Raw genomic sequence first — 22,177 nt, 5'->3', positions numbered from 1 at the left:
AGCCGAAGCGCCGGCGTTTACCGGCTCGCAGCGGTTCCCGGCGCGGCTTCAACGTTCGCCGCGCGTCGCGACGATGAAAAACCGCGGAAACGGCAGCAGCACCGTGCCATCGGCGAGCGCCGGGTAGGCTCTGACGATTTCGTCGCGATAGCGTTGCACAAACGCGCCGCGTTCGGCGTCGTCGAGCGCGGCGAGAAACGGCCGCAGCGCGCTGCCCTTGAACCATTCGACCACCGCGTCGGCGCCCGCGAGCGGGTGGTGATAGACCGTGCGCCACACGTCGACGCGCGCGCACAGCGGCTTGAGCAGCGCGTAGTACCAGTTTGCGTCGTAGCGCATGGTGCGCTCGACACCGTTCAGCTTCGTCGCCCAAGGCCCGTCGATGGCGATTTCGCGCAGCAGCCGGTGCGCCGGTTCGTCGAGATTGTCGGGCATCTGCACGGCGAGGCTGCCGCCCCTGGCAAGTTTGGCCACCAGCGCGGGGAACAGCCGCTCGTGGTCCGGCACCCATTGCAGCACCGCGTTCGCGAGGATCACGTCGTAGGGGCCGTGCGCGTCCCACGTCGAAACGTCGCTGATGTCGAAGCGACATTGCGGCAGCCGCCGACGGGCCGCCGCGATCATGTCGGCGGAGCGGTCGATGCCGCTGACCGACGCGCCCGGCACCCGCTCGGCCAGCACCTCGGTCGAGTTGCCCGGGCCGCAGCCGATATCGACCGCGAGCCGCGCGCCGTTCAAGGGCACCGCCGCGAGCAGATCGCGGACCGGCCGCGTGCGCTCGTTCTCGAACAACATGTACTGCTTCGCGTGCCAATCGCTATGCGCGTTCGTGGTTTTGTCGGTCATCTTTTGCTCCTTCGCGGGGTTCGTTGCGGCCATTCTCGGCCGCTGACAGCCCAGAGTAAAATGAATTTATGATCCCGATTACTTCATTTTTCTAATGAAAATCGACACGCTCGGCGTGCAGGCTTTCGTCGCGATTGCCGATCGCGGCAGCTTCCAGAGCGCGGCGGATTCGCTGCACGTGACGCAAACCGCGATCACGCAGCGGCTGCGCAAGCTCGAAAGCTATCTCGGCGTCACGCTGATCGAGCGCACCACGCGTTCGATGGCGCTCACCGAAATCGGTCGCAATTTTCTGCCGCAGGCGCGTCGGCTGCTCGGCGAGCTGGCGGACGCGCTCGTCGAGATCCGCGAAACGGGCATCGCGCGACGCGGCGACGTGTCGATCGCGTGCGTGCCAACCGTCGGCGTGCAGTATCTGCCGCGCATCCTGCAGGCGTATTCGGCACGCTATCCGCACAATCGCATCAAGATTCTCGATCACGCGTCGTCGGCGGTGGAGGAGGCCGTGTTGCGCAGAGAGGTCGAGTTCGGCATCAATATCGCGCGCGAGCATCATCCCGATCTCGCCACCGTGGCGCTCACCGAAGACCGCTACGTGCTGATCTGCCACGAGGACCATCCACTCGCGAAGCGGCGGCGCATCGCATGGCGGCAGTTGCAGCCGTTCCCGCTGATTTTCGCCGGCGAGGTCAGCGGTAATCGCGCGCTGCTCGACGTCGCGCTGGAATCGAGCGAGCTCGCGCTGCGTTCGTTCTACGAGGTGCAGCGCAGTTCGACCGCCGTCGGACTCGTCGCGCAACGCGTCGGCGCGGCCGTGGTGCCCGCGCTCGCGCTGCAGAACGGCGCGTATCCGAGCGTGCGCACCGTCGAACTCACGCAGCCCACCGTGTCGCGCACGCTGGTGCTCGTCGCGCGCAAGACCGCGCAGTTGTCACCGGCCGCGCAGGCGCTGTACGACATGATCCGCGAACAGGCGACGCTGAAAACCGGATGACGGCGCGCCGCGCGCAAGGCAAACTGGCTGGCTTCCGAGTTTCATTCCTTCAACCCGTTCAATCCACGCGGTGCCCAACTACTCATGCTGCAGATACTCGGCAAGACCACCTCGATCAACGTGCGCAAGGTGTTGTGGACCTGCGCGGAACTTGGGCTTGCGTTCGAACAGGAAGACTGGGGCTCGGGCTTTCGCTCGACCGAGGTCGCCGAATTCCGCGCGCTGAACCCGAACGCGGTGGTCCCCGTGATCCGCGACGGCGACTTCGTGTTGTGGGAATCGAACTCGATCATCCGTTACCTCGCGAACCGTTATCGGGGTGACGGGCTATATCCGGCCGATCCGGTCGAGCGCGCGCGCTGTGATCAATGGATCGACTGGCAGGCGAGCGAATTGAACCGCTCGTGGAGCTACGCGTTTCTCGCGCTCGTGCGGCACTCGCCCGAGCATCAGGACCCGCGCCAGATCGCCGCGTCGTGCGCGAACTGGTCCAAGCATATGGCGATCGTCGAGCAGCAACTCGCGCGCACCGGTGCGTATATCGCGAGCGACGCGTTTTCGCTCGCCGATATTCCGATCGCGCTGTCCGCGAACCGCTGGCTCGAAACGCCGCAGCAGCACGACGATTTGCCGGCGCTGGCCGCTTATATGGCGCGCCTGGCCGAGCGCGACGGGTATCGCAAGCATTGCCGAAACGGCACACCGTGATCGTTGATTCGCGCGCTTCTGCAATCTGTCGGTGCTTACAGAATCCGCCTTTGCTTACGCTCTGCTTGTGAATTCCCGCGCTCGACGGCTTCTGCGCGGTGCACCCGCGTCGCCTACAATGGCGGCCATCTAGCGACATTGAAGGTTCAACGATGCGGTTAACGAAATTCGCGCTGGCTTTGCTGGCGGCGTGCTTCACTCTGAACGCGAGCGCGGAAATGACGGCCGCGCAATACAAGCGCTGGGCACACGCCGACAACAACTCGATCTATGCGGCGTACATCACCGGCACGATCAACGCGTTCGGCTGGGCGAACGGCGATCTGGTCGCGAGGAAACAGCCGCAGCTGTTCTGTCCGCCACCAACGCTCGCGATCGGCAACCAGACGGTCTATCCGTTGCTCGACGCGTTCTTCGCGAACCATCCGGGCATTTCCGAGGATTTTCCAATCGGGCTCGCGATTCTGCGCGCGTTGCAGGGCGCGTATCCGTGCTGACGTGCTGACGTGCTGACGTGCTGACGTGCTGACGTGCTGACGTGCTGACGTGTTGAAGGAGTGAGGGGAGGGAGGCAAAGAGGGGCAACCTCAGGGGCGAACTCGCGAAGCGGGCCCGCCCCCCGGTGGATCAAACCTGCACGAGATTCGGAATCTGCACGTTCGGATTGACGTCCGCGTCGTAATCGACGCCCTTCATTTCAAAACCGAACAGGCGCAGGAAATCGGTCTTGTAGCCCGCGAAATCGGTGAGTTCGTAGATGTTGTCGTTGCTCACCTGGTTCCACAGCTCCTGCACGCGGCCTTGCACCTGCGGATCGAGTTCCTTGTAGTCGGCGCGCAGACGGCCTTCGTCGTCCAGATGCGGCTGGCTGCCATAGAGGCTGTCCTTGTACAGGCCGTAGACCTGCTCGATACAGCCTTCGTGCGTGCCTTTTTCCTTCATCACCTTGAAGAGCAGCGATAGATAGAGCGGCATCATCGGAATTGCCGAGCTTGCCTGCGTGACGACTGCCTTCAGCACCGCGACGCGCGCATCGCCGCCCTTGGCCGCGAGCTTTGAGCGGATGCCGACCACTTTCTGGTCGAGATCTTTCTTGGCCGCGCCGATCGAGCCGTTCCAGTAGATGTCGTGGGTGATCTTCTCGCCGAGGTAGGTGAACGCGGTGGTCCTGGCGCCGTCGGCGAGCACGCCGGCAACGCCCAACGCGTCCATCCACATCTGCCAGTCCTCGCCGCCCATCACCGCGACCGTGTGCGCGATTTCTTCCGGCGTCGCCGGTTCGAGCACGGTTTCCTTGATCACTTCCTTGTCGGTGTCGATGCCGCGCAGATTGACAGCCTTGCCGATCGGCTTGAGCACCGAGCTGAACACTTCACCGGTCTTCGGATGCTGGCGCTTCGGCGCCGCGAGGCTATAGACGACCAGATCGACCTGGCCGAGATCGCGCTTGATCACTTCGATCGTGCGCGCCTTCACTTCGTCGGAGAACGCGTCGCCGTTGATGCTGGTCGCGTACAGGCCTTCGGCGGTGGCGAACTTCTCGAACGCCGCGGTGTTGTACCAGCCGGCCGTGCCAGCCTTGGTTTCGCTGCCGGCGCGCTCGAAGAACACGCCGAGGGTCGACGCGCCCGAGCCGAACGCTGCGCTAATGCGGGCGGCGAGGCCATAGCCGGTCGACGCGCCGATCACGAGCACCTTCTTCGGGCCGTTGGCGATGGGGCCGCGTGCCTTCACATACTCGATCTGTTCCTTGACGTTGGCTTCGCAGCCGGTCGGATGGGTCGATACACAGATGAAGCCACGCACACGCGGTTTGATGATCATGAAGCACCTCTTGTCGGAATTGGCGACATTATAGTGGCCTCGCCGGAGCCGCACTCCATGCCGCGAACGAGGCAAAAACCGGCGCACCCCCCACATCTTGGTACGATTGCGCCTTTCCCAGCCGACGACAGCAAGTGAAGCGCCTCTTTTCCTCCTTTCTGGCGGCCCTCGACAAAGGGCTGACGCTCGCGAACCCGCTGTTCGCGAAGGCCGCATGGCATCTGCGCCATCCGACCCGCCGCACGTTCGCGTGGGGGCTCGCCGCGCTGCCGGTGCTATTCGTACTGTACGTGCTGCTGCTGATTCCGTTCACGCCGAGCATCGGCGACATCCGCAAGGCCAAGATCGAGCAGCCCGCGCAGATCCTGTCGGCGGACGGCAAGCTGCTCGCCGAGTTCAAGCCGTCGAACCGCGAGTGGGTCAAGCTGAAGGACATCTCGCCGAACGTCGTGAACGCGCTGATCGCCACCGAGGATCACCGCTTCTATCAGCATTTCGGGCTCGACTGGCGGCGCACCGCTTCGGCCGCGCTGCACACGTTCTCCGGCGACCGCCAGGGCGGCTCGACGATCACGCAGCAGCTTGCGCGCAATCTGTATCCCGACGAAATCGGCCGCGCGCCGACGTTGACGCGCAAGCTGAAGGAAGCGATCACCGCACTGAAGATCGAGGCGTTCTATACGAAGGACGAGATCCTCGAAACCTACCTGAATACGGTCCCGTTCCTGTACAACGCGTACGGCATCGAGATGGCTGCGCGCACCTATTTCGACAAGTCCGCATCCGACCTGAACGTGCTCGAAGCGGCGACGCTGACCGGCATGCTGAAGGGCAACGCGTACTACAACCCGGTGCTGAACCCCGAGCGCGCCTTGCAGCGGCGCAATACGGTGCTCGCGCAGCTGGTCAAGTACGGCAAGCTGACACCCGCCCAGTACGACACGCTCGCCCGCAAGCCGCTGCGTCTCGACTTCGAGCGCCAGATCGAGCCGCCCGGACCCGCGCCGCACTTCACGCAGCAACTGCGCAAATGGCTCGTCGCGTGGGCCGATCGCAACGACTACAACATCTATTCCGATGGACTCGTCGTGCGCACGACGATCGACTCGCGTCTGCAGACGATGGCGACCCAGGCAGTCACGCTGCAGGGCAACCAGTTGCAGAACATCGCGAACTCCGCGTGGGGCACGCGCGCGGGCTGCTCGGCGGATAAGGACCTGCTGCGCACGTTCCTGCGCGAAACGCCTGACTTCCGCGCGGCCAAAGACACGGGCCTCGCCGACGACGACGCGCTGAAACGCCTGCTCGCCGATCGCAAGCTCGTGCAGAGCGTGTGCGACACGAAGACGCGCGTGCAGGCCGACTTCCTCGCAATGGACCCGCGTACCGGCGAGATCAAGGCGTGGGTCGGCAGCCGCGACTTCGGCGTTGATCCGTTCGATCACGTGCAGCAGGCGCGCCGTCAGCCGGGCTCGACCTTCAAGCCGTTCGTCTACGCGGCGGCCTTCGAGGCCGGCGCGAAGCCGGACGACAAACTGCCGGACAATCCGGTTCAGATCCAACTCGCCGGCGGCGAAATCTGGAAGCCGAACGACGAGGACGAGCCGAGCGGCCGCATGATCAGCCTGCGCGACGCGCTCGCCTATTCGCGCAACCGCATCACCGCGCAGGTGATGGAGTCGGTGGGTCCGAACAGGGTCGCCAGGCTCGCGCGCGCGATGGGTGTGCGCGACAGCCAGCTCGATCCGGTGCCGTCGCTCGCGCTCGGCACGAGCCCGGTCACGCTTAAGGAAATGGTGTCGGCGTACGGCACGATCGCGAACCTCGGCGGCTACGTCGAGCCGCTGATGGTCACGCGCATCGAGGACCGCAACGGCAACCTGCTCGCCGAATTCAAGCCGGCCACGCCGAGTCGCGAGCTGCCCGCCGACACGGCGCGCACGCTCGTCGACGTGATGCGCGACGTGATCAGCCGCGGCACCGGCGCGAGCATCCGCACGCGCTTCGGCGTGCGCGGCGATGTCGCGGGCAAGACCGGCACGACCCAGGGCAACGCGGATGGCTGGTTCATCCTGATGCAGCCGCAACTGGTGGCGGGGGCGTGGGTCGGCTTCAACGACAGCCGTGTGACGCTGCGCAGCGATTACTGGGGGCAGGGTGCGCATAGCGCGCTGCCGATCGTCGGCGATTTCTTCCAGCGCGCGCAGCGCTCGCGGCTCGTCGACAGCCACATGAAGTTCGATACCGCGCAGCAGCCGGGCTGGTTCGCCGAGCGCGCCGAACGCTTGCGCGACTGGATCGGGCACCTGTTCACGCGCACGCCGGCGCAGCCGGACAAGCAGATCGTGGCGCGTGCTCCGGCGCGGCGCGCGCCGGTCGCGTCGGTGCAGCCGCCGGCGTCTGCCGTGGCGGCACCGGCGGCGGTGTCAGAGGCAGCGGGCGCGTCCGCGGTGCAGGGCGAAGCGCGCGCGTTGCCGCCGTTGCTGCCGGCGCCGGGGTCGGGGTCGGCTCCCGCGCCGGCGCCGGGTAATACCGTCGACGGTGAAGCGCACGGCGGCGGTGCGGCAGCGCTCGCGCCAACCCCGACGCCGGACGACATCGTGCCGCCCGATGCGGGCGGTCAGGGCACAGAAGGGTCGAATAACGGCAGCGGGGCGAATTGAAGGCGACCCGGGCGGGCTGCCCGGGTGCGTATTGAACGGCGCGTGGGACTAGCGCTAAGACCTCGCGACCCCCGCTTCACCCGGCGGTCGCGCATGCGGATTGCCATGCGTCGTCTCGAGCGACGTGTCGTGATGCAGCAGCAACACCGCCGCCATGCCGATGAGTCCCGCGCCCGACAGGCATAGCAGCCCGGCGCCGAAGCCGCCGGTGCTGTCCTTGATCCAGCCCATCGCGAACGGCCCGAAGAAACCCGCCAGGTTGCCCAGTGAGTTGATCGCGGCGATGCCGCCCGCGGCCGCCGCGCCCGACAGGAACGCGGCCGGCAAGGTCCAGATTACCGGCAGGCAACCGAAGATGCCGAAGCCGGCAATCGATAGCGCGATCATCTTCTGCACCGGATCGTCGAGGCCGGCCGCGGCCGCGATGCCGGCCGCCGCGACGAACAGCGCAGTCGCGACGTGCCAGCGGCGTTCGAGGTGGCGATCCGAATGCCGTCCCCACAAAATCATGCTGACGAGGCCGACCACGTACGGCAGCGACGTCACGAAACCCGTCTGCAGATTAGTGAGGCCGAACGACTTCACGATCTGCGGCAGGAAGAAGCTCAGGCCGTAGTTGGTCGCGTTCGCCCCGAAATAGATCAGCGCGATGGCGAGCACGCGCGGATTGATCAGCGCCTCCTTCACGCTGAAGTGGCGCACCGCCTCGCGATGCTCACGCTCCTGCTTCTGCCGCGCGATCAGCCAGTCGCGCTCCTCGGCGCTGAGCCAGGTGGCGTCGGCGGGCTTGTCGGTCAGATACAACAGCACCGCGACCGACAGCAATACCGCCGGCACCGCCTCGATCAGATACAGCCACTGCCAGCCGCCGAGTCCGCCGCGGCCGTCGAGCGACAGCAGCGCGCCGGAGATCGGGCCGCCGATCACCGTCGACAGCGGAATCGCCGCCATGAAGTAGCCGACCACGCGCCCGCGATACGCGGCCGGAAACCATAAGGTCAGCAGAAAGATGATGCCCGGGAAAAAGCCGGCCTCGGCGACGCCAAGCAAAATGCGCAGGCCGAAAAACACGTGCGCGGGCGAGAGCCCGGTGAAGCGCGCGATGTCCGGGATAAACGCCATCGCGCCCGCGAGAATACCCCACGTAAACATGATCCGCGCGATCCAGCGGCGCGCGCCGAATCGTTCGAGCAGCAGGTTCGACGGCACTTCGAAAAAGAAGTACGCGATAAAGAACACGCCCGCGCCGAAGCCGAACGCGCTCGCGGACAGATCGAGCGCCTTGTTCATCTGCAAGGCCGCGAAGCCGACGTTGACGCGATCGAGATAGGCGATGAAATAGCACAGGATCAGGAACGGCACGAGCCGAACCGTGACGCGCTGAAGGGTACGTGCCTCGAGATCCATATATGTCTCCTCCGGTTCGGCGACCGGTGTATGCCGCTATGTGGTGGGGTCCGTCTGCGGTTCGAAATGCCTGTCCGTCGAACAGGCATCGTTACAGACTAGACGCTCAAAAGGGATTCCGGAAGGTCTTTTGTGAACCATGTGGTCCGCTCATTGCCGACGCCGTCGCGGCGTGGCGCTCGCGTGCATTGTTAGGACTCGCGCAACAGTGTTTTCGGTTGTATCGGCTGATCTTGGGCGAACGATTCCGGATAATTGCTGCCTGACTAATCAGTTAAAAATGCAGGTGATCCACGATGTCGAATCAGGGTTCGGACATGCTCGCTGAGGCGCGCAAAACGGTGCGGGTACCCGAAGTCGCGTCCGTCGCGCGAGCGGAAAGCACGCAAAGGAAGAGGGCGCCGCTGCCCACGCGGATGCGCGGGGTGGCGGCGGTGGCGCTCGCGTGCGCGAGTCTCGTCGGGTGCGCGTCGAGCACGGATGTGGTCGCGAGCGGCAAGCCCGGCAGCTACACGGTCGCCGCCAGCGCGACCGGAGGACGCATGGCCTGGGCGCGCGCGCACGAACTCGCGATGAACGAGGCGCGCGACTACTGCGATCGTCTCGGTATGCAAAGCAGCGTGAAGACGGAGACGGTCAGCGGCGTCAGCGCGATGACCGAGCACGGGTCGTCGGTCAGTTTCGAGTGTCATCCGCGGTTCTGACGCAGCGTTGCGCGCGGGCGGCGGGTGCCGCCGCCCCATGACGATCACTTTTTATCGAACGTCACCAGGTGTAACCACTTATCGCGACTCGCGTGGTGACATGCCGCCGGGACGCCGGCAGTCGTCAGTCTTCGCGTGGTTTGGCGTTGGTCGAACGTTTGACGAACGGTGCGCCCGAGAAGCCCACCGTCGCGCGGCCCTGCACGGGTGACGTTTCGCGGGCGCGGCGGGCAGGGCGCGCGGACGTTTTTTCTGTTCGCGCCGTCTCGATCTGCCGCGAGAGCGTGCCGATACGCTCGCGCAACAGGTCGGTCGCCGCCACGCGTTCAGCCAGCAACGCATCCTTTTCCGCAAGCTGCCCGCGGGTCGCGGCATGCCGCGCAGCGGAGGCAGCCAGTTCTGCCTTTGATGCGGCCAACTCGTCCCGAATCGCGTCGCGCTCGGCCCGCGATTCGGCTTCGAGCGTCGCCGCCCGCTCGTGACTCGCCTGAAGCTCCTTGCGCAGACGTTGCGCCGCCGCTCGTTCACCGTCGATTTCGAGCAAGGCGCGCTTTTCCGCCGCGGCGAGCCGCTGCTCGTTCTGCTCGTGCGAGCGGCGCAGCTTCGCGAGTTCGTCGGCGAAATCGCGGCGGGCATCGGCGAGCGCGGCGGCTCCTGCCGCGATTTCTTCCTTCGATGTCGCCAGTTGCGCCGTCAGCATGTCGTTGGTGGTCTGCAGCTCGACGATGCGCGCGTCGAGTTCGGCAATCCGCGCGCGCAGGGTCGCGACATCGTTGGCCGCCTGTTCGGCCTTGTCGACGGCGTCCTGACGCTGCCTGTCGTGTTGCTTGGCCTGTTCTTGCGCGGCGGCGATTTGCGCGTCCGCGTCGTGCCTGAACACGTCGAGCGCGGCGTTCGCGGCGTCGCTCGACAGACGCCACAGCTGGGCCGCCAATTCGCCGGCAGCCGCTGCGACCTCGGGCGGCAAGTCCGGACGGCCGACGTCCACACGCGTCTTGTCGCGCACGTCGGTCCAGAAATCGCGCAACGCCTTGGCCGGCGCGCTCATGCTGCCTTTGCGCACCAGCTGGTACAGGCGGTTCGCGGTCGGTGTTTCGCCGTAACGGAAAAACAGCAACGCGCAGACCTCGCGATAAAGCGTCTGCGTGTCGGACGCGTTTTGACGGACGACTTCGATGTCGGCTTCGAGGGTCATGGTGGAAGCGGCTTTGGGGGAATATGGATATGTTGATAATACAACGTAAAACGCACCATATCCTACACTATTCAATCATCAACACGACATTAGTACTATAATGTCGTGTTCCGTATTGGCGTGCGGATTGTTCAATCGTTATCAGCGGAACGGGATACTAAATTTAGAAGCCCGGCGTCAGGACGACTTTCCCTGACGCCGTCCTGCCGTTCTGCAAATCGTCGAACGCCTGGCTTCCGGCATCGAGCGGCCGCACGTCGAGCCAATCCAGCGAACCGAACGCGCCTTCGTGCAACGCCGAAACCGTCGCGCGAAGATCCGCCATCGTATAGGTGTACGTACCCAGCAGCGTGATTTCAGCGAGCGTCAGCTTGCGCATATCGATTTCGCTTGCCCAGTCCTGGAGGCCGATGTGCATCACGACGCCGCCAGGCTTCACCGACGATAACGCGAGCGCGCGTGTCGGCTTTGCGCCCACGGCATCGATCACGAACTCAAACCGGCTTTCAGGCGCCGGCGCGTCCAACGGATCCCATGTCTCGCACTGCGCATGCTGCTCCGCCGATCGTCGACGCAGCGGATTGACCTCCGCCATTTCAACCGACCGGCAGCCATACGATTTCAGTAACAACGCCGACAGCAATCCAATCGCCCCGCCGCCAATGACCAGCGCGCGGGCTTCCGGCAACGGTCTTTGCAGCGCGCGCATCGACAGATTCAGCGCATGCAGCGCCGTAGCAGCCGGCTCGGTCACCGCGGCGTGCGTTGCGGGCATCTCCTGCGGAATTTCGACAACGCATCCCGCAGGCAACGACATGTATTGTGCAAATGCACCCGGACGCGTCATGCCGACCATCGTCCGATTCGCGCACAGATTGTCGCGCCCCTGCACACAATATTCACAGTGCCCGCAGGTGATCAACGGATTGCCCGTGACGCGCAAGCCTTTCATCAGATGCGGTGCGCGCGTCTCCACGATCGTGCCGGCGAACTCATGACCGAGAATGAGGCCGGGCTTGCGTCGCGGATCGTGGCCGTGGAATGCATGCATATCGGAGCCGCAAATACCGACCGCATCGATCCTGAGTATCACCTCGCCGTCGGCTGCCAGCGGTTCGGGCCGATCCAGCAACTGGACCTCATTGGGCTGCGTGTAGACAAGTGCTTTCACAAGCGTTCTCCGTCGTGCAATTGCGTTACCGCCTACCGCGCGGTGTACCCGCCGTCGACCATGATGGTCTGGCCCGTGACGTACGCGGACGCGTCACTCGCAAGAAACACCGTGACGCCATACAGATCGTCGAGTTGTCCATTGCGTCCGATGCACGTGTTCTGCGCGTGCATGTCCGCGACGCGCGCGTCGTTGAAAACGGGAGCCGTCAGCGCAGTGGGGAAAAAGCCCGGCCCAATCGCGTTGCACGTGATGCCGTAGCGTGACCACGCCTGCGCGATAGCACGCGTCAATTGCACGACACCGCCCTTCGCCGCGCCGTATGGCGCGCTATCGTTGAATGCACGGTATGACTGCAGCGACGCGATGTTGATGATGCGACCATGTCCGCGCGCCTTCATCGAGGGTGCGAGCGCCTGCGTCATGAAGAACGGCGCGCCAAGATGCAGTGCGAGCTGCTGTTGCCACGCTTGCGGCGTCACTTCATCGAATGGTTGACGCAGATTGACGCCCGCCGCGTTGACGAGAATGTCAATCTGGCCGTGCTGTGCCGCTGCATCGAGCGCGCAGGCACGCGCCGCATGCGCGTCGCTGAGATCGCACGCGTGCATGTGCGCATCAATACCGTCGTCCCGCAGCCGCATTGCCGCTTCGTCGAGCGCATCACTTCGCCGCGCCACCAGCACGACGCGCGCACCCGCCCCGCCCAACGCGCGCGCCATCGCTTCGCCGACGCCCGAGTTGCCGCCGGTCACGAGCGCGGTTCTGCCATTCAGGTCGAATAGTCGAGCGATATTCAACGGTGTCCTCCTTCGTCGTACCGATTGCACATGCCGATGGCGTTCATACCTGTACCGGTTCGCCACGCACGAACGCTTCGTCGGGAAAGTACTTCTGCAGGCGGTCGTCAGCGGTACGGGCGTGGGCTTCCATGCCTTCGAGCCGCGAGATACGCGCCGTCACTTCGCCGATGCGCTTCGCCGCATCGCGCGTCATGCGCTGCCACGTCAGCGTCTTCACGAACTTGTGCACCGAGAGCCCCCCTGAATAGCGCGCTGCGCCCTTGGTGGGCAGAACGTGATTCGGACCGCTCGCCTTGTCGCCGAATGCGACCGTCGTTTCTTCGCCGAGAAAGAGCGAGCCGTAGCAGGTCAGATGTTCGAGCCACCAGTCCAGATCGGCAGCCTGCACTTCGAGGTGTTCCGATGCATAGCGGTCAGACACGTCCACCACTTCCTCTCGCGTGTCGCACAGGATCACTTCGCCGTAGTCGCGCCACGCGGCGCCTGCGGCATCGTGTGCGGTCGGCGGCAACGCATCGATGAGTTGCGGAACCCGCTCAATGACCTCGTCGGCGAGCGCCTTCGACGTCGTGAACAACCATGCCGGCGACTCGTGGCCATGCTCGGCCTGGCCGACCAGATCGCTCGCGACCATCGCCGGGTCGGCACTGGCGTCGGCGATCACCGCAACTTCCGACGGCCCCGCGAAGACGTCGATCCCAACCTTGCCAAAGAGCGCGCGCTTCGCCTCCGCGACGAACTTGTTGCCCGGCCCCACCACAACGTCCGCCTGCTTGCCGGTAAAAAGCCCATACGCCATCGACGCGATCGCCTGCACGCCTCCCAGCGTCATCACGACATCGGCGCCTGCCGCCTTGAACGCATACAGCACATACGGATGGATGCCGCCTCCGCGAAACGGGCTCGAACAGGCAATCACCGTTTTCACGCCCGCTGCCTTGGCAGTCGCAACGCCCATGTATGCCGACGCGATATGCGCGTACCTGCCAGCAGGCGCATAACAGCCGACCACGTTGACGGGCACCACTTTTTGCCCTGCCGTCACGCCTGGATACAGTTCGACCGAGAAATCCCCAATCGAGCGCCGCTGTGCGAGCGCGAAGTCGAATACCTGTTGCGCGGCGAAATCGATATCGGCCTTCACGTGCGCGGGCACTTCGAGCGCACGCCGTTCGATCTCATCGGCGCAGACGATGATCGGACCGTCCCAGTTATCGAGTTTCTTCGCATACGCACGCGCGGCGTCTTCGCCATGCGCCTGAATCTGCGCAAGCATTTCACCGACGACCTGTTGCGCCGCCGCGGTCTCGGTTTCCGGCGTCTTGGCTGCTTTCTTCAGGTAAGTCACGCTCATCGCCTTCTCCTTCATCGATGTTAAAAATAATGCAAGCGCTTGCAGCGAGGGGCTTTTAAAAGGCCACACCGTGGCCTTTTTGCGCGATCGCGACCGCGCGTTATTTGCTGCCGTCCATTGCGAACGCCGCGAGTTTAGGGTCGCCCAACACACGCTTCATCGCGCTGTCGTCGATATAGTCTTTTGCTTCGGGGACGGACGCGAGCGCGCCCGATGCATGCATGAACTGCGCGATCTTCGTGAACGAATCGTCGGCCTGCGATGCGCCTTTCGTGCGGTCCATCGCGGCGAGTTGCTGCTTCAGGTCGAAGGTCGGGCGCGTAGCGAATTCCTTGCGCATCGAATCGTCGCTGATGTTGACGCCGCCCTCCTGGTAAAACTTCTTCATCATCGCGACGGCCTGGTCAGGGTGCGCCTTCATCCACGCCCATGCATGCAGATAGACGGCGAGAAACTTTGCCACCTCATCGGGATGCTGCTTCTCGAATTCGCCACGCGTGACGAGCGCGCCGGGCACCGATGCGCCGCCGTCCTTACCGGAACACAACACGCGCGCGCCCGCCTTCTCTTCGAGCGTATAGTCATACGGCGCCCACACGCCCGCGTAATCAGCATTGCCCGACGACACAGCGGAAATGATCTCGGCCTGGCCCATGTTCTTGAGCGTCACGTCAGCCTTCGTCAGCCCATACTTTTTCAGGCATGCCTGTACCGCGTAATCACCCGTCGAGTTGGACGTCAACACGATGGTTTGGCCTTTCAGCGACGCCGGATTGCGGCGCACCGCGTCATAACGCGCCTTGCTCGCCATCAGAACGTTGCCCTGCGATTCGTCGTTTGTCAGGCCGATCACCTGAATGCCGAAGCGCTTATAGCCGAGCACCGCCGGCACGGAACCCGTGCCGCCCACGTCCCAGGATTTCGACGCCGCCGCCGCAATCTGCGGCACGCCGGCGGGAAACACCGAAAACTCGGGCTTCAATCCGACCTCTGCCCACCACCCTTTTTCGGTTGCGACATAGAACGGCAACGCCCAATACAGCGCGGGCTGATAGCTGACCCTGATCAGAGTGAGATCGGCGGACCACACCGTGCCCGGCAACGCCGCACTGCCCGCGCAGAGCAACGCGATGAAAGGGATCGCACGCAGACGTTTCATGTTGGTCTCCTGTTTTATGGGGTATTGCGCTCAGCCGTTGGAACCGGTGGCAGTTTTATGCAGCTTCATGCAGCGATACGTTCGACAGCGCCGTGTTCGTCGCGCAACGACTTCCAGATATGCGTGCGCAACCGGACGAACGATTCGAGATCCATCACGTCTTCGATCCGCTTGCACGCGTCCCAGCCATGCTGCTCGCGCACGGACTTCACATCGATCACTTCTTTCACGCGCCCCGGCCGGCCCGTCATCACGACGACGCGATCCGCGAGATACACCGACTCTTCGACCGCGTGCGTGATGAACAGCACCGTGCGCGGATTCACGCGCGTGAGCCGCACCAGTTCTTCCTGCATGACGACCCGGGTTTGGGCATCGAGCGCGCCGAACGGCTCGTCCATCAGCAGCACGCCGGGGTCGAGCGCATACGCGCGCGCGATCGCGACGCGCTGCTGCATGCCGCCCGATAGTTGATGCGGATACGCCTGCTCGTAGCCGCGCAGATTCATCAGCGACAGATAGCGTTCGATCGTTTCGCGTCTTGCGTCGGCGGCCATGCCCTTCGCGCGCAAGCCGAGATCGATGTTGTCCCACACTGTCTTCCACGGGAACAGCGCGAACTGCTGAAAGACGACCGCGCGATCGGGTCCTGGCCGTGTCACCTTGCGGCCCGCCACCGTCACGCTGCCCGAAGTCGGAAACTCGAGACCCGCGACCATCCGCAGACACGTCGTCTTGCCACAGCCCGACGGCCCGACGATCGCAACGAATTCCTTGTCGGCGATTTCCAGTTCGACGTGTTCCAGCGCGACGACGCTCGCCTTGTCGCGCCTGAACATGCGGGACACATCATTGAAACGAATCATGCTCATCGTGCGCTCCGTCACGGTTGAGAGAGTGAAGCCACGGTGCTAGTGCCGGGCCACGCGCCGGTTGCGCATCGCGTACGCTTCGATGCGTCCAAGCAGCAGGTCGATTGCCGCGCCCACCATACCGATTGCGATCATCGCGCTCATCACCGTCGCAGTGTCGATTGCCGCTTGTCCCTTGACCATCATGTAGCCAATGCCGCTCGACGCGACGATCAGTTCGGCGCCGACCAGCGACATCCAGCCCAGTCCCGCCGCGACGCGCACACCTGCGATCACCGATGGCAACGCGCCTGGCAGCAGCACTTCGCAGACGATCATCCGGTTCGACGCGCCGAGCATGCGCGCCGCTTCGAGCAGCCTGCCGTCGACCTGCTGCGCACCGCGATAAGCATTGACGACGCACGGCGGAAACGCACCCGCAAAAATGATCAGCACCGGGCCACCGATGCCCGTGCCGAACCACAACGCGGCAAACGGCACCCATGCAATCGGCGCGATGAAACGCACGGTTTCGAACAGCGGCGTCACGCAGTAGTCGAGCCAGCGGAACCAGCCCATCATCAGACCGAGCGGCACGCCCAGCGCGACGGCCAGCAAAAAGCCTATCAGATAGCGCTGCAAGCTCGACCACAGATGCACTTCGAGCGTGTAACCGACAAACGGATGCGTGAGCAGATGGGCAAACTTGTGAACGACTGCAAGCGGCGTCGGTAGAAAGATCGCGGGGACGAGTTCTGCTGCCGATGCCAGCCACCAGATGCCGAAGAATGCGATCAGCCCCGCGGCATTCAGCGTCCAGAGCGGCACGTTGCGTCGAGCCACAGCACGCCCAGGCTCGCTGACCATCTTGCGCTGGCGCAACGTGCGTGCCGCACTGCCGGACTCGCGATCGACGCCGACGGGCTCGATGTCAGGATGCGCGACACCGCGCAGATGACCCGGTTTCATCTGTTCGCTCTCCAAGGCATGAGTTGCCGTTCGATTTGCCCGAGCGCGACCGTCATCAACCATCCACACAGCGCGACCGTCAGCATCGCAACGACGATCATCGCCGGATAGATGTCGAGCGAGCCTTGCGTCAGCAGATGCCCGAGACCTTTGACCGCACCGATCAGTTCGCCCGCCACGAGCGTCGTCCATGAAGCCTGCAATGACAGGCGCAAGCCTGTGAAAATCATCGGCAGCGCGCCGGGAATCATCACTTCCAGCACGAAGCGCGAACGCCGCAAACCCAGCATCTCGGCGGCTTCGAGCATCGGCACGTCGAGATTGCGCACGCCCGCGAAACTGTTGATCACACATGGCACGAACGCCGCGAACCAGATCACCATCACCTTCGCGGAGTCGCCGAGTCCAAGCCAGACGATCGCGAGCGGAATCCACGCGAGCGGCGGAATGGGTCGCAACAGCAGAAAGATCGGGTTGAAGAACGCTTGCGCACGCGGCGAGTAGCCCATCCATAGGCCGAGCGGCACGCCCGTCACCGCCGCCGTCGCGAAGCCGTATAGAACGAGCTTCACGCTCTGCACGATGTGCTGGTCGAGACGGCCGTCGGCATAACCGTCCGTCACCACCTGGGCAAGCGCCTGCCAGGTATCGAACGGAGTGGGGAATCTCGACGCTGCGACGATGCCTGTGAGAGCCGTCAGCACGTACCACGCGGCGAGCGTTGCTGCGAGCGTGCCGATGCTGCAGAGGAAGCGCGGTGAACGGAATGCGGGGAACACATTGTCTCCTGCCTGTTCAGCGGCGTGAAATGCAACGCGCCGCGCAATGGAATGTAACCGCTTGCATTTGAATATAGACGCTATGATCACGGGTCACATCGGGATTTATACCGATTCGAATGATGTTGTACTGTCGTTCGCTTGCAATCGGGCACTACAATCAATTGAGCCTATCCAAACCGGTCTGATCTGCCGCAATGAATACCTTGCCACGCGCCCGTATCAGCGATGTCGCCACACTCGCCGGCGTCTCGACGGCAACTGTGTCGCGCGCTCTCTCCAACCCCGACATGGTGAAAGCGGACACGCGCGCGCGCATCCGTGATGCGATCGCCACGCTGGGATATGTGCCCGACGGCGCGGCGCGCGCGCTTGCGCTGGGCCGTGCGCGAATGGTCGGCGCAATCGTGCCGACGCTCGACAACGCGATCTTCGCGCGTGCGGTGCAAGGCTTGCAAACCACACTGTCGAATTCCGGCTATCAGTTGCTGATCTCCGCGCACGAGTACAACCTGTCCGCGGAAATCGAAGTCGTGCGCGCGCTGCTGGAACGTGCTGTCGACGCAATCGTTCTGGTCGGCACCGACCATGCGCCGCAAACCTATGAACTGATTCGCGCGAGCCACGTCGCGCTGCTGCTGACCTGGTCGCACGCCGAGCGCCCCGGCGCAGCCGGCAGCGGCGACGCAGATACACCGCCGTCGATTGGCTTCGACAACCAGTTGATCGGGCAACTGGCCGCTGAACATCTGCTCGAACTCGGTCATCGCCGCTTCGGCGTGATCTCGGGCTTCACGCGCCATAACGACCGCGCGCGTCAGCGGATCGAAGGCTTCCGGCGAACCCTTGCACAGCACGAGATCCGTCTGCCTGATGCGAACATCATCGAACAGCCATTCGGCTTCGAAGGCGGTCGCGCCGGGCTCAAGCTACTGACGCAATTGCGCCCTGCTCCAACCGCCATTTTCTGCGGCAATGACGTGCTCGCGCTGGGTTGCCTGTTCGAAGCGCAATCGGCCGGTATCGCCGTGCCGCAGCAGTTATCGATTGTCGGTTGCGACAATCTGCCCATCGTCTCGCAGATCACGCCAGGTCTCACTACCGTGCTGTTGCCCACTTACGAACTCGGCGAACGCGTCGCCCGCGCACTGCTGCGCTGGCTCTCGGACGGCGTGCCGCCGCAGCGCGAGTGTCTGCCGATCGAACTGATCGTGCGTGGCACGAGCGGCCCGGCGCCCGCGTGAAGTGCGCCTGGTTCCTTTCGGCGGATTCGCGCATCACGCGACCAAGGTCTGCAACTGTGTGAGCAACGCATCGGGAATCTCGATTCCATCGCGGCTTGCCGCGTCGGCCAACGCATGCCGCCGTTGCCCTGGCAAACGGACATCCGCATCCTGCAACATCGCCGCGACAAGCGCCTCGACCCGTTCTACGTACATCTCATTGCCCGCCAGCGCGCCCGGATCGATGGCCCAGAACAGATGGCCGATCCGCGAGCGTGCCCCCTCCTCGGTCAGGAACGATCCCGCTTCATAGCCGAAGTTCGCGCCCGCCAGCGCCGCCGCCAGCAGTTCGACCATCAGCGCGAGCATCGCGCCTTTCGCGCCGCCGAACGGCAGCATCATGCCGTCGAGCGCCGCCTTGGCGTCGGTGGTCGGCGTACCGTCACGGGCGGTCGCCCAGCCGGACGGTATGGGCTTGCCAGCGCGCGCCGCAACCATGATCTTGCCGCGCGCCACTTGCGACAGCGACAGGTCGACCATCAATGCGTCGCCATTGCGGCGCGGAAACACGGCGGCAATGGGATTGGTGCCGAATAGCGCATGACGCCCGCCCCACGCGGGCATCGCCGCCGGGGAATTGCTGAACGCAAGGCCCACCATGCCCGCCGCGCCGATCGCCTCCAGGTGATATGCGCCGACGCCGAAATGATGGCTGCGGGTCACGCTCGCCACTGCGCTGCCGTGTTCGCGCGCACGGCCGATCAAGGTCTCGACAGCAAGCGCGCAGGCGGGAAACGCCATGCCATCGGCGGCATCGACGAGCACGGCGGCGTTGCGCGTCGCAACAATGGAGGGCTTCGCCTGCGGATCGACGCGCCCGTTGCGCAACTGCGCGACGTACATCGGCAAACGCGAAACACCGTGCGACGACAACCCGCACGAGTCCGCATACACCAACGCGCGGGCCGTGGCCGTCGCGGTCTCCGGCGTTGCGCCCGCGTTGCGGACGGCGCGCGTCGCGAGTTCGAGAAGTTCGTCGGCTGAGACTCGCGTCATCGTGAAATTCCTTCGGTTACGTGTGAAGCACGCTGCGCAAGCAGGGCCTCCGTCACGCGCGCCGCAACGAGCGTGCTGACACGTTCGTTCGACTGCATGGTCAGCCCCGCAATGTGCGGCGTGAGAATGAGGTTTGGTGCGTCGGCCAGCGGGGAACGGGCGGCGAGCGGCTCATCGTTGAAAACGTCGAGCGCCGCGCCGCCGATGCGGCCTTCGCGCAACGCCAAGGCAAGCGCCGCTTCATCGACGATCCCGCCGCGCGACGTGTTGACGATAATCGCGTGGCGCTTCAGCGCCGCGAGTTGCGATGCGCCGAGCAGATTGCGCGTGCTGTCGACGAGCGGCACATGCAGCGTGATCACATCGGCGGCACGCAACGCTTCGTCGATGCTCACGCGGCGCGCGCCGGTCGCGGCCCAGCACGCCGCGTCGGCCGGCTGCAGCGGATCGTAGGCGAGCACCTGCATGCCCAGCGCGCGAGCGAGCTGCGCAACGAGTTGCCCGATGCCGCCGAAGCCGATGACGGCAAGCGTGCTACCCGCCGCTTCGCGGCCATTCGAAAGCGCCGCGCGCGGCCATTTGCCCGCCGCGACCTCCATGCTCGAACGGTATGCACCGCGCAGCAGCATCAGTGCCGTGGCGAGCACGTACTCGGCCACCGCGCGTGCATTCGCACCCGTCGCCGGGAACACCGATACGTTGCGTTGCGCGCATGCGTCCAGATCGATGTTGTCGAGCCCGACGCCCAGACGCCCGACTACGCTCAGACGCGGCGCGGCATCGAGCAGCGCGGCCCTTACCTGCGTGCGATTGCGCACGATCAGCGCGTCGGCATCGGCCAGCAACGCGTTCAACGCAACGGGTTGATCGACAAGCGACGCATCGGCATGCACGTCGAAGTGCTCGCTGAGCGCTGCGACTGCGCAAGCATCGATGAATTCGCTGATGACGATCTTCTTGCGCGTCGCGCGCGGATTCATATTCAGGTTCGTGCTCAATTCGAGCGCTCCTGTACATACGCGGGCGGCGCCATGTCGTTGACGTCGCTTGCGTTCGCTTGCGGCTCGCCGCGTTGAACTTCCGGCGGCGCGGCCAGCAGTTTGCGCGCGGCCTGCACATCGAATGCGCCTTCCCAGCGGGCGACGACAATCGTCGCCACCGCATTGCCGATCATGTTCACGATCGCGCGAACCTCGTTGAGCACGCGATCGATACCGAGTATCAGCGTAATGCCCGCAACCGGAATGATGTTGTGCGTCGACAGTGTCGCCGTCAGTGCGACCAGCGCCGCACCCGCCACGCCCGCGCCGCCCTTTGACGTCACCATCAATATCGCCAGCAGCCCGATCTGTTGCAGTAGCGTGAGATGGGTATTGGTGGCCTGCGCGATGAAGAGCGAGGTCATCGTCAGATAGATCGCGGCGCCGTCGAGGTTGAACGAATAGCCCGTCGGCAGCACGAGCCCGACTACCGGCTTCGGACACCCAAGCCGTTCGAGCTTTTCCATCAAACGAGGCAACACCGATTCCGTTGTAGACGTGCCCAATACGATCAGCAGTTCCTCACGCAGATACTTGAGCAGCGGCCACAACCCCACGCCCGCCCAGCGGCAGATCGTGCCCAGCACCAGGGCGATGAAGAGAAAGCTCGTCAGATAGAAGCACACGATCAACAGACCGAGTTGCTGCAACGTCGAAATGCCATATTTTCCGACTGTGAACGCCATCGCGCCGAACGCGCCAAGGGGAGCCAGGCGCATGATCATTTCGACGATCCGCATCAGCGCTTCGCCGCTCTGTTCGATCACGCGCGACAGGAAGCGGCTGCGCCGCGACATGATCGATAGCGCGATGCCGAACAACACCGAGAACAGCAACACCTGCAACAGATCGCCCCGCGCGAACGCGCCCACGACCGAATTCGGCACGATCTCTTCGAGGAAGCTGGTGTTCGACTGCGCGTGAACTTCCGTCACGTAATGGCTGACTGCATGCGTATCGAGCGTCTTCGGATCGATGTTCAGCCCGGAGCCGGGGTGCAGCAGATTGGCGACGACAAGGCCGATGACGAGCGCCACCGTCGTCACCGCTTCGAAGTACACGATGGTTTTGAGGCCGACGCGCCCGACCTGCTTGAGATTCTCCATCCGCGCGATGCCGACGGAGACGGTACAGAAGATCACCAGCGTGATCAGCATCTTGATGAGCCGGATAAAGGTATCACCGAACGGCTTCATCTGGACGCCGAGATCCGGCCAGAAATAACCGACGAGAATGCCTGCCGCAAGTCCGATCAGAACCTGCACGTAAAGATGTTTTAGCACGCGCAAGATGGTGTCTCCTCCACTCGCTGCTGCTGGAAAATGGAACAGCGCCGTGCGGCGCGTGCCGGGCTTCTCGGGCCCGAGACGTCACGCGTGCGCGCGCTGCTGCGAAAACTCCATTGAATACAGGGGATCCGAAGCTGACGCG

At 64.2% G+C, this 22,177-nt stretch carries 20 protein-coding genes; 6 read left to right on the top strand and 14 right to left on the bottom strand.

The window, feature by feature from the left end:
- Nucleotides 1-48 precede the first annotated feature (48 nt).
- The gene (gene tam / locus F6X37_RS01450) at nt 49-846 is read right to left on the bottom strand and encodes a trans-aconitate 2-methyltransferase (protein WP_187610063.1); all 798 of its coding nucleotides are present in this window, start codon (nt 844-846) and stop codon (nt 49-51) included.
- Nucleotides 847-940: 94 nt separating this feature from the next.
- On the opposite strand from tam, the gene F6X37_RS01445 reads away from it, so the two are divergent.
- The 3 genes from F6X37_RS01445 (at nt 941) to F6X37_RS01435 (ending at nt 3,045) form a co-directional block, all read left to right on the top strand.
- Nucleotides 941-1,840 carry a LysR family transcriptional regulator gene (locus tag F6X37_RS01445; protein ID WP_187610062.1) on the top strand — a complete coding sequence of 300 codons (900 nt, stop codon included), beginning with the start codon at nt 941-943 and terminating at the stop codon, nt 1,838-1,840.
- 84 nt (nt 1,841-1,924) lie between these two features.
- Entirely contained in the window at nt 1,925-2,548 is a 624-nt protein-coding gene (locus F6X37_RS01440) for a glutathione S-transferase family protein (RefSeq protein WP_187610061.1), read from the top strand.
- Between the two features lie 152 nt (nt 2,549-2,700).
- The gene (locus tag F6X37_RS01435) at nt 2,701-3,045 is read left to right on the top strand and encodes a hypothetical protein (protein ID WP_090804882.1); all 345 of its coding nucleotides are present in this window, start codon (nt 2,701-2,703) and stop codon (nt 3,043-3,045) included.
- Between the two features lie 130 nt (nt 3,046-3,175).
- Here the strand turns inward: F6X37_RS01435 and fabV are convergent, their stop codons facing one another.
- Nucleotides 3,176-4,372 carry an enoyl-ACP reductase FabV gene (fabV, locus tag F6X37_RS01430; RefSeq protein ID WP_187610060.1) on the bottom strand — a complete coding sequence of 399 codons (1,197 nt, stop codon included), beginning with the start codon at nt 4,370-4,372 and terminating at the stop codon, nt 3,176-3,178.
- Nucleotides 4,373-4,506: 134 nt separating this feature from the next.
- Here fabV and F6X37_RS01425 point away from each other — a divergent pair, with 134 nt between their 5' ends.
- Entirely contained in the window at nt 4,507-7,035 is a 2,529-nt protein-coding gene (locus tag F6X37_RS01425; protein ID WP_187610059.1) for a penicillin-binding protein 1A, read from the top strand.
- A 54-nt stretch (nt 7,036-7,089) separates the two neighbouring features.
- On the opposite strand, the gene F6X37_RS01420 is transcribed toward F6X37_RS01425, so the two are convergent.
- Entirely contained in the window at nt 7,090-8,442 is a 1,353-nt protein-coding gene (locus F6X37_RS01420; protein WP_187610058.1) for an MFS transporter, read from the bottom strand.
- A 296-nt stretch (nt 8,443-8,738) separates the two neighbouring features.
- Between F6X37_RS01420 and F6X37_RS01415 the strand changes: the two genes are divergently transcribed.
- Nucleotides 8,739-9,146: a hypothetical protein gene (locus tag F6X37_RS01415; RefSeq protein WP_187610057.1), complete on the top strand. Its 408-nt coding sequence runs from the start codon at nt 8,739-8,741 to the stop codon at nt 9,144-9,146.
- Between the two features lie 124 nt (nt 9,147-9,270).
- On the opposite strand, the gene F6X37_RS01410 is transcribed toward F6X37_RS01415, so the two are convergent.
- The 8 genes from F6X37_RS01410 to F6X37_RS01375 form a co-directional block, all read right to left on the bottom strand.
- Complete coding sequence (locus tag F6X37_RS01410) at nt 9,271-10,341, bottom strand: DNA-binding protein (RefSeq protein ID WP_187610056.1); 1,071 nt, start codon at nt 10,339-10,341, stop codon at nt 9,271-9,273.
- A gap of 163 nt (nt 10,342-10,504) precedes the next feature.
- Nucleotides 10,505-11,512 carry a galactitol-1-phosphate 5-dehydrogenase gene (locus tag F6X37_RS01405; protein ID WP_187610055.1) on the bottom strand — a complete coding sequence of 336 codons (1,008 nt, stop codon included), beginning with the start codon at nt 11,510-11,512 and terminating at the stop codon, nt 10,505-10,507.
- A 32-nt stretch (nt 11,513-11,544) separates the two neighbouring features.
- Nucleotides 11,545-12,312 (bottom strand): SDR family oxidoreductase, encoded by a 768-nt coding sequence (locus F6X37_RS01400; protein ID WP_184066472.1) that lies wholly within the window; start codon nt 12,310-12,312, stop codon nt 11,545-11,547.
- 43 nt (nt 12,313-12,355) lie between these two features.
- Nucleotides 12,356-13,669 carry a histidinol dehydrogenase gene (hisD, locus tag F6X37_RS01395; protein ID WP_187610054.1) on the bottom strand — a complete coding sequence of 438 codons (1,314 nt, stop codon included), beginning with the start codon at nt 13,667-13,669 and terminating at the stop codon, nt 12,356-12,358.
- A 100-nt stretch (nt 13,670-13,769) separates the two neighbouring features.
- On the bottom strand, nt 13,770-14,828 hold the full coding sequence (locus F6X37_RS01390; RefSeq protein ID WP_187610053.1) for an ABC transporter substrate-binding protein: 1,059 nt from the start codon (nt 14,826-14,828) through the stop codon (nt 13,770-13,772).
- A gap of 65 nt (nt 14,829-14,893) precedes the next feature.
- A complete protein-coding gene (locus F6X37_RS01385) occupies nt 14,894-15,700 on the bottom strand; it encodes an ABC transporter ATP-binding protein (RefSeq protein WP_187610052.1) in 807 nt (268 codons plus the stop codon).
- A gap of 39 nt (nt 15,701-15,739) precedes the next feature.
- A complete protein-coding gene (locus F6X37_RS01380; protein WP_187610051.1) occupies nt 15,740-16,648 on the bottom strand; it encodes an ABC transporter permease in 909 nt (302 codons plus the stop codon).
- Nucleotides 16,645-17,427: an ABC transporter permease gene (locus tag F6X37_RS01375; protein WP_187610050.1), complete on the bottom strand. Its 783-nt coding sequence runs from the start codon at nt 17,425-17,427 to the stop codon at nt 16,645-16,647. The genes F6X37_RS01380 and F6X37_RS01375 overlap by 4 nt, the downstream gene beginning before the upstream one ends.
- 197 nt (nt 17,428-17,624) lie before the next feature.
- On the opposite strand from F6X37_RS01375, the gene F6X37_RS01370 reads away from it, so the two are divergent.
- Entirely contained in the window at nt 17,625-18,671 is a 1,047-nt protein-coding gene (locus F6X37_RS01370) for a substrate-binding domain-containing protein (RefSeq protein ID WP_187610049.1), read from the top strand.
- A gap of 33 nt (nt 18,672-18,704) precedes the next feature.
- Here the strand turns inward: F6X37_RS01370 and F6X37_RS01365 are convergent, their stop codons facing one another.
- The 3 genes from F6X37_RS01365 to dctA are packed head-to-tail and all read right to left on the bottom strand — an operon-like array spanning nt 18,705 to nt 22,035.
- Complete coding sequence (locus F6X37_RS01365) at nt 18,705-19,706, bottom strand: Ldh family oxidoreductase (protein WP_187610048.1); 1,002 nt, start codon at nt 19,704-19,706, stop codon at nt 18,705-18,707.
- A complete protein-coding gene (locus F6X37_RS01360; RefSeq protein WP_187610159.1) occupies nt 19,703-20,686 on the bottom strand; it encodes a hydroxyacid dehydrogenase in 984 nt (327 codons plus the stop codon). The genes F6X37_RS01365 and F6X37_RS01360 overlap by 4 nt, the downstream gene beginning before the upstream one ends.
- A gap of 14 nt (nt 20,687-20,700) precedes the next feature.
- Nucleotides 20,701-22,035, bottom strand: coding sequence for a C4-dicarboxylate transporter DctA (gene dctA / locus F6X37_RS01355; RefSeq protein ID WP_187610047.1), 1,335 nt, complete (start codon nt 22,033-22,035; stop codon nt 20,701-20,703).
- Nucleotides 22,036-22,177 lie beyond the last annotated feature (142 nt).

It is taken from the genome of Paraburkholderia sp. 31.1 (genome assembly GCF_014397645.1).
In the GTDB taxonomy this organism is placed as follows: domain Bacteria; phylum Pseudomonadota; class Gammaproteobacteria; order Burkholderiales; family Burkholderiaceae; genus Paraburkholderia; species Paraburkholderia tuberum.
Note: the sequence above shows the minus strand (reverse complement) of the source record. Positions and strands in the feature narration are given on the sequence as shown.

Excerpts from the sequence above, each read along its gene's own strand:
- F6X37_RS01415 (WP_187610057.1), top strand. The coding sequence starts at position 8,739 with ATGTCGAATCAGGGTTCGGACATGCTCGCTGAGGCGCGCAAAACGGTG.
- F6X37_RS01370 (WP_187610049.1), top strand. The coding sequence starts at position 17,625 with ATGAATACCTTGCCACGCGCCCGTATCAGCGATGTCGCCACACTCGCC.
- F6X37_RS01445 (WP_187610062.1), top strand. The coding sequence starts at position 941 with ATGAAAATCGACACGCTCGGCGTGCAGGCTTTCGTCGCGATTGCCGAT.
- F6X37_RS01380 (WP_187610051.1), bottom strand. The coding sequence starts at position 16,648 with ATGAAACCGGGTCATCTGCGCGGTGTCGCGCATCCTGACATCGAGCCC.
- F6X37_RS01410 (WP_187610056.1), bottom strand. The coding sequence starts at position 10,341 with ATGACCCTCGAAGCCGACATCGAAGTCGTCCGTCAAAACGCGTCCGAC.
- fabV (WP_187610060.1), bottom strand. The coding sequence starts at position 4,372 with ATGATCATCAAACCGCGTGTGCGTGGCTTCATCTGTGTATCGACCCAT.
- tam (WP_187610063.1), bottom strand. The coding sequence starts at position 846 with ATGACCGACAAAACCACGAACGCGCATAGCGATTGGCACGCGAAGCAG.
- F6X37_RS01440 (WP_187610061.1), top strand. The coding sequence starts at position 1,925 with ATGCTGCAGATACTCGGCAAGACCACCTCGATCAACGTGCGCAAGGTG.
- F6X37_RS01435 (WP_090804882.1), top strand. The coding sequence starts at position 2,701 with ATGCGGTTAACGAAATTCGCGCTGGCTTTGCTGGCGGCGTGCTTCACT.
- hisD (WP_187610054.1), bottom strand. The coding sequence starts at position 13,669 with ATGAGCGTGACTTACCTGAAGAAAGCAGCCAAGACGCCGGAAACCGAG.
- F6X37_RS01385 (WP_187610052.1), bottom strand. The coding sequence starts at position 15,700 with ATGAGCATGATTCGTTTCAATGATGTGTCCCGCATGTTCAGGCGCGAC.
- F6X37_RS01420 (WP_187610058.1), bottom strand. The coding sequence starts at position 8,442 with ATGGATCTCGAGGCACGTACCCTTCAGCGCGTCACGGTTCGGCTCGTG.
- F6X37_RS01360 (WP_187610159.1), bottom strand. The coding sequence starts at position 20,686 with ATGAATCCGCGCGCGACGCGCAAGAAGATCGTCATCAGCGAATTCATC.
- F6X37_RS01365 (WP_187610048.1), bottom strand. The coding sequence starts at position 19,706 with ATGACGCGAGTCTCAGCCGACGAACTTCTCGAACTCGCGACGCGCGCC.
- F6X37_RS01390 (WP_187610053.1), bottom strand. The coding sequence starts at position 14,828 with ATGAAACGTCTGCGTGCGATCCCTTTCATCGCGTTGCTCTGCGCGGGC.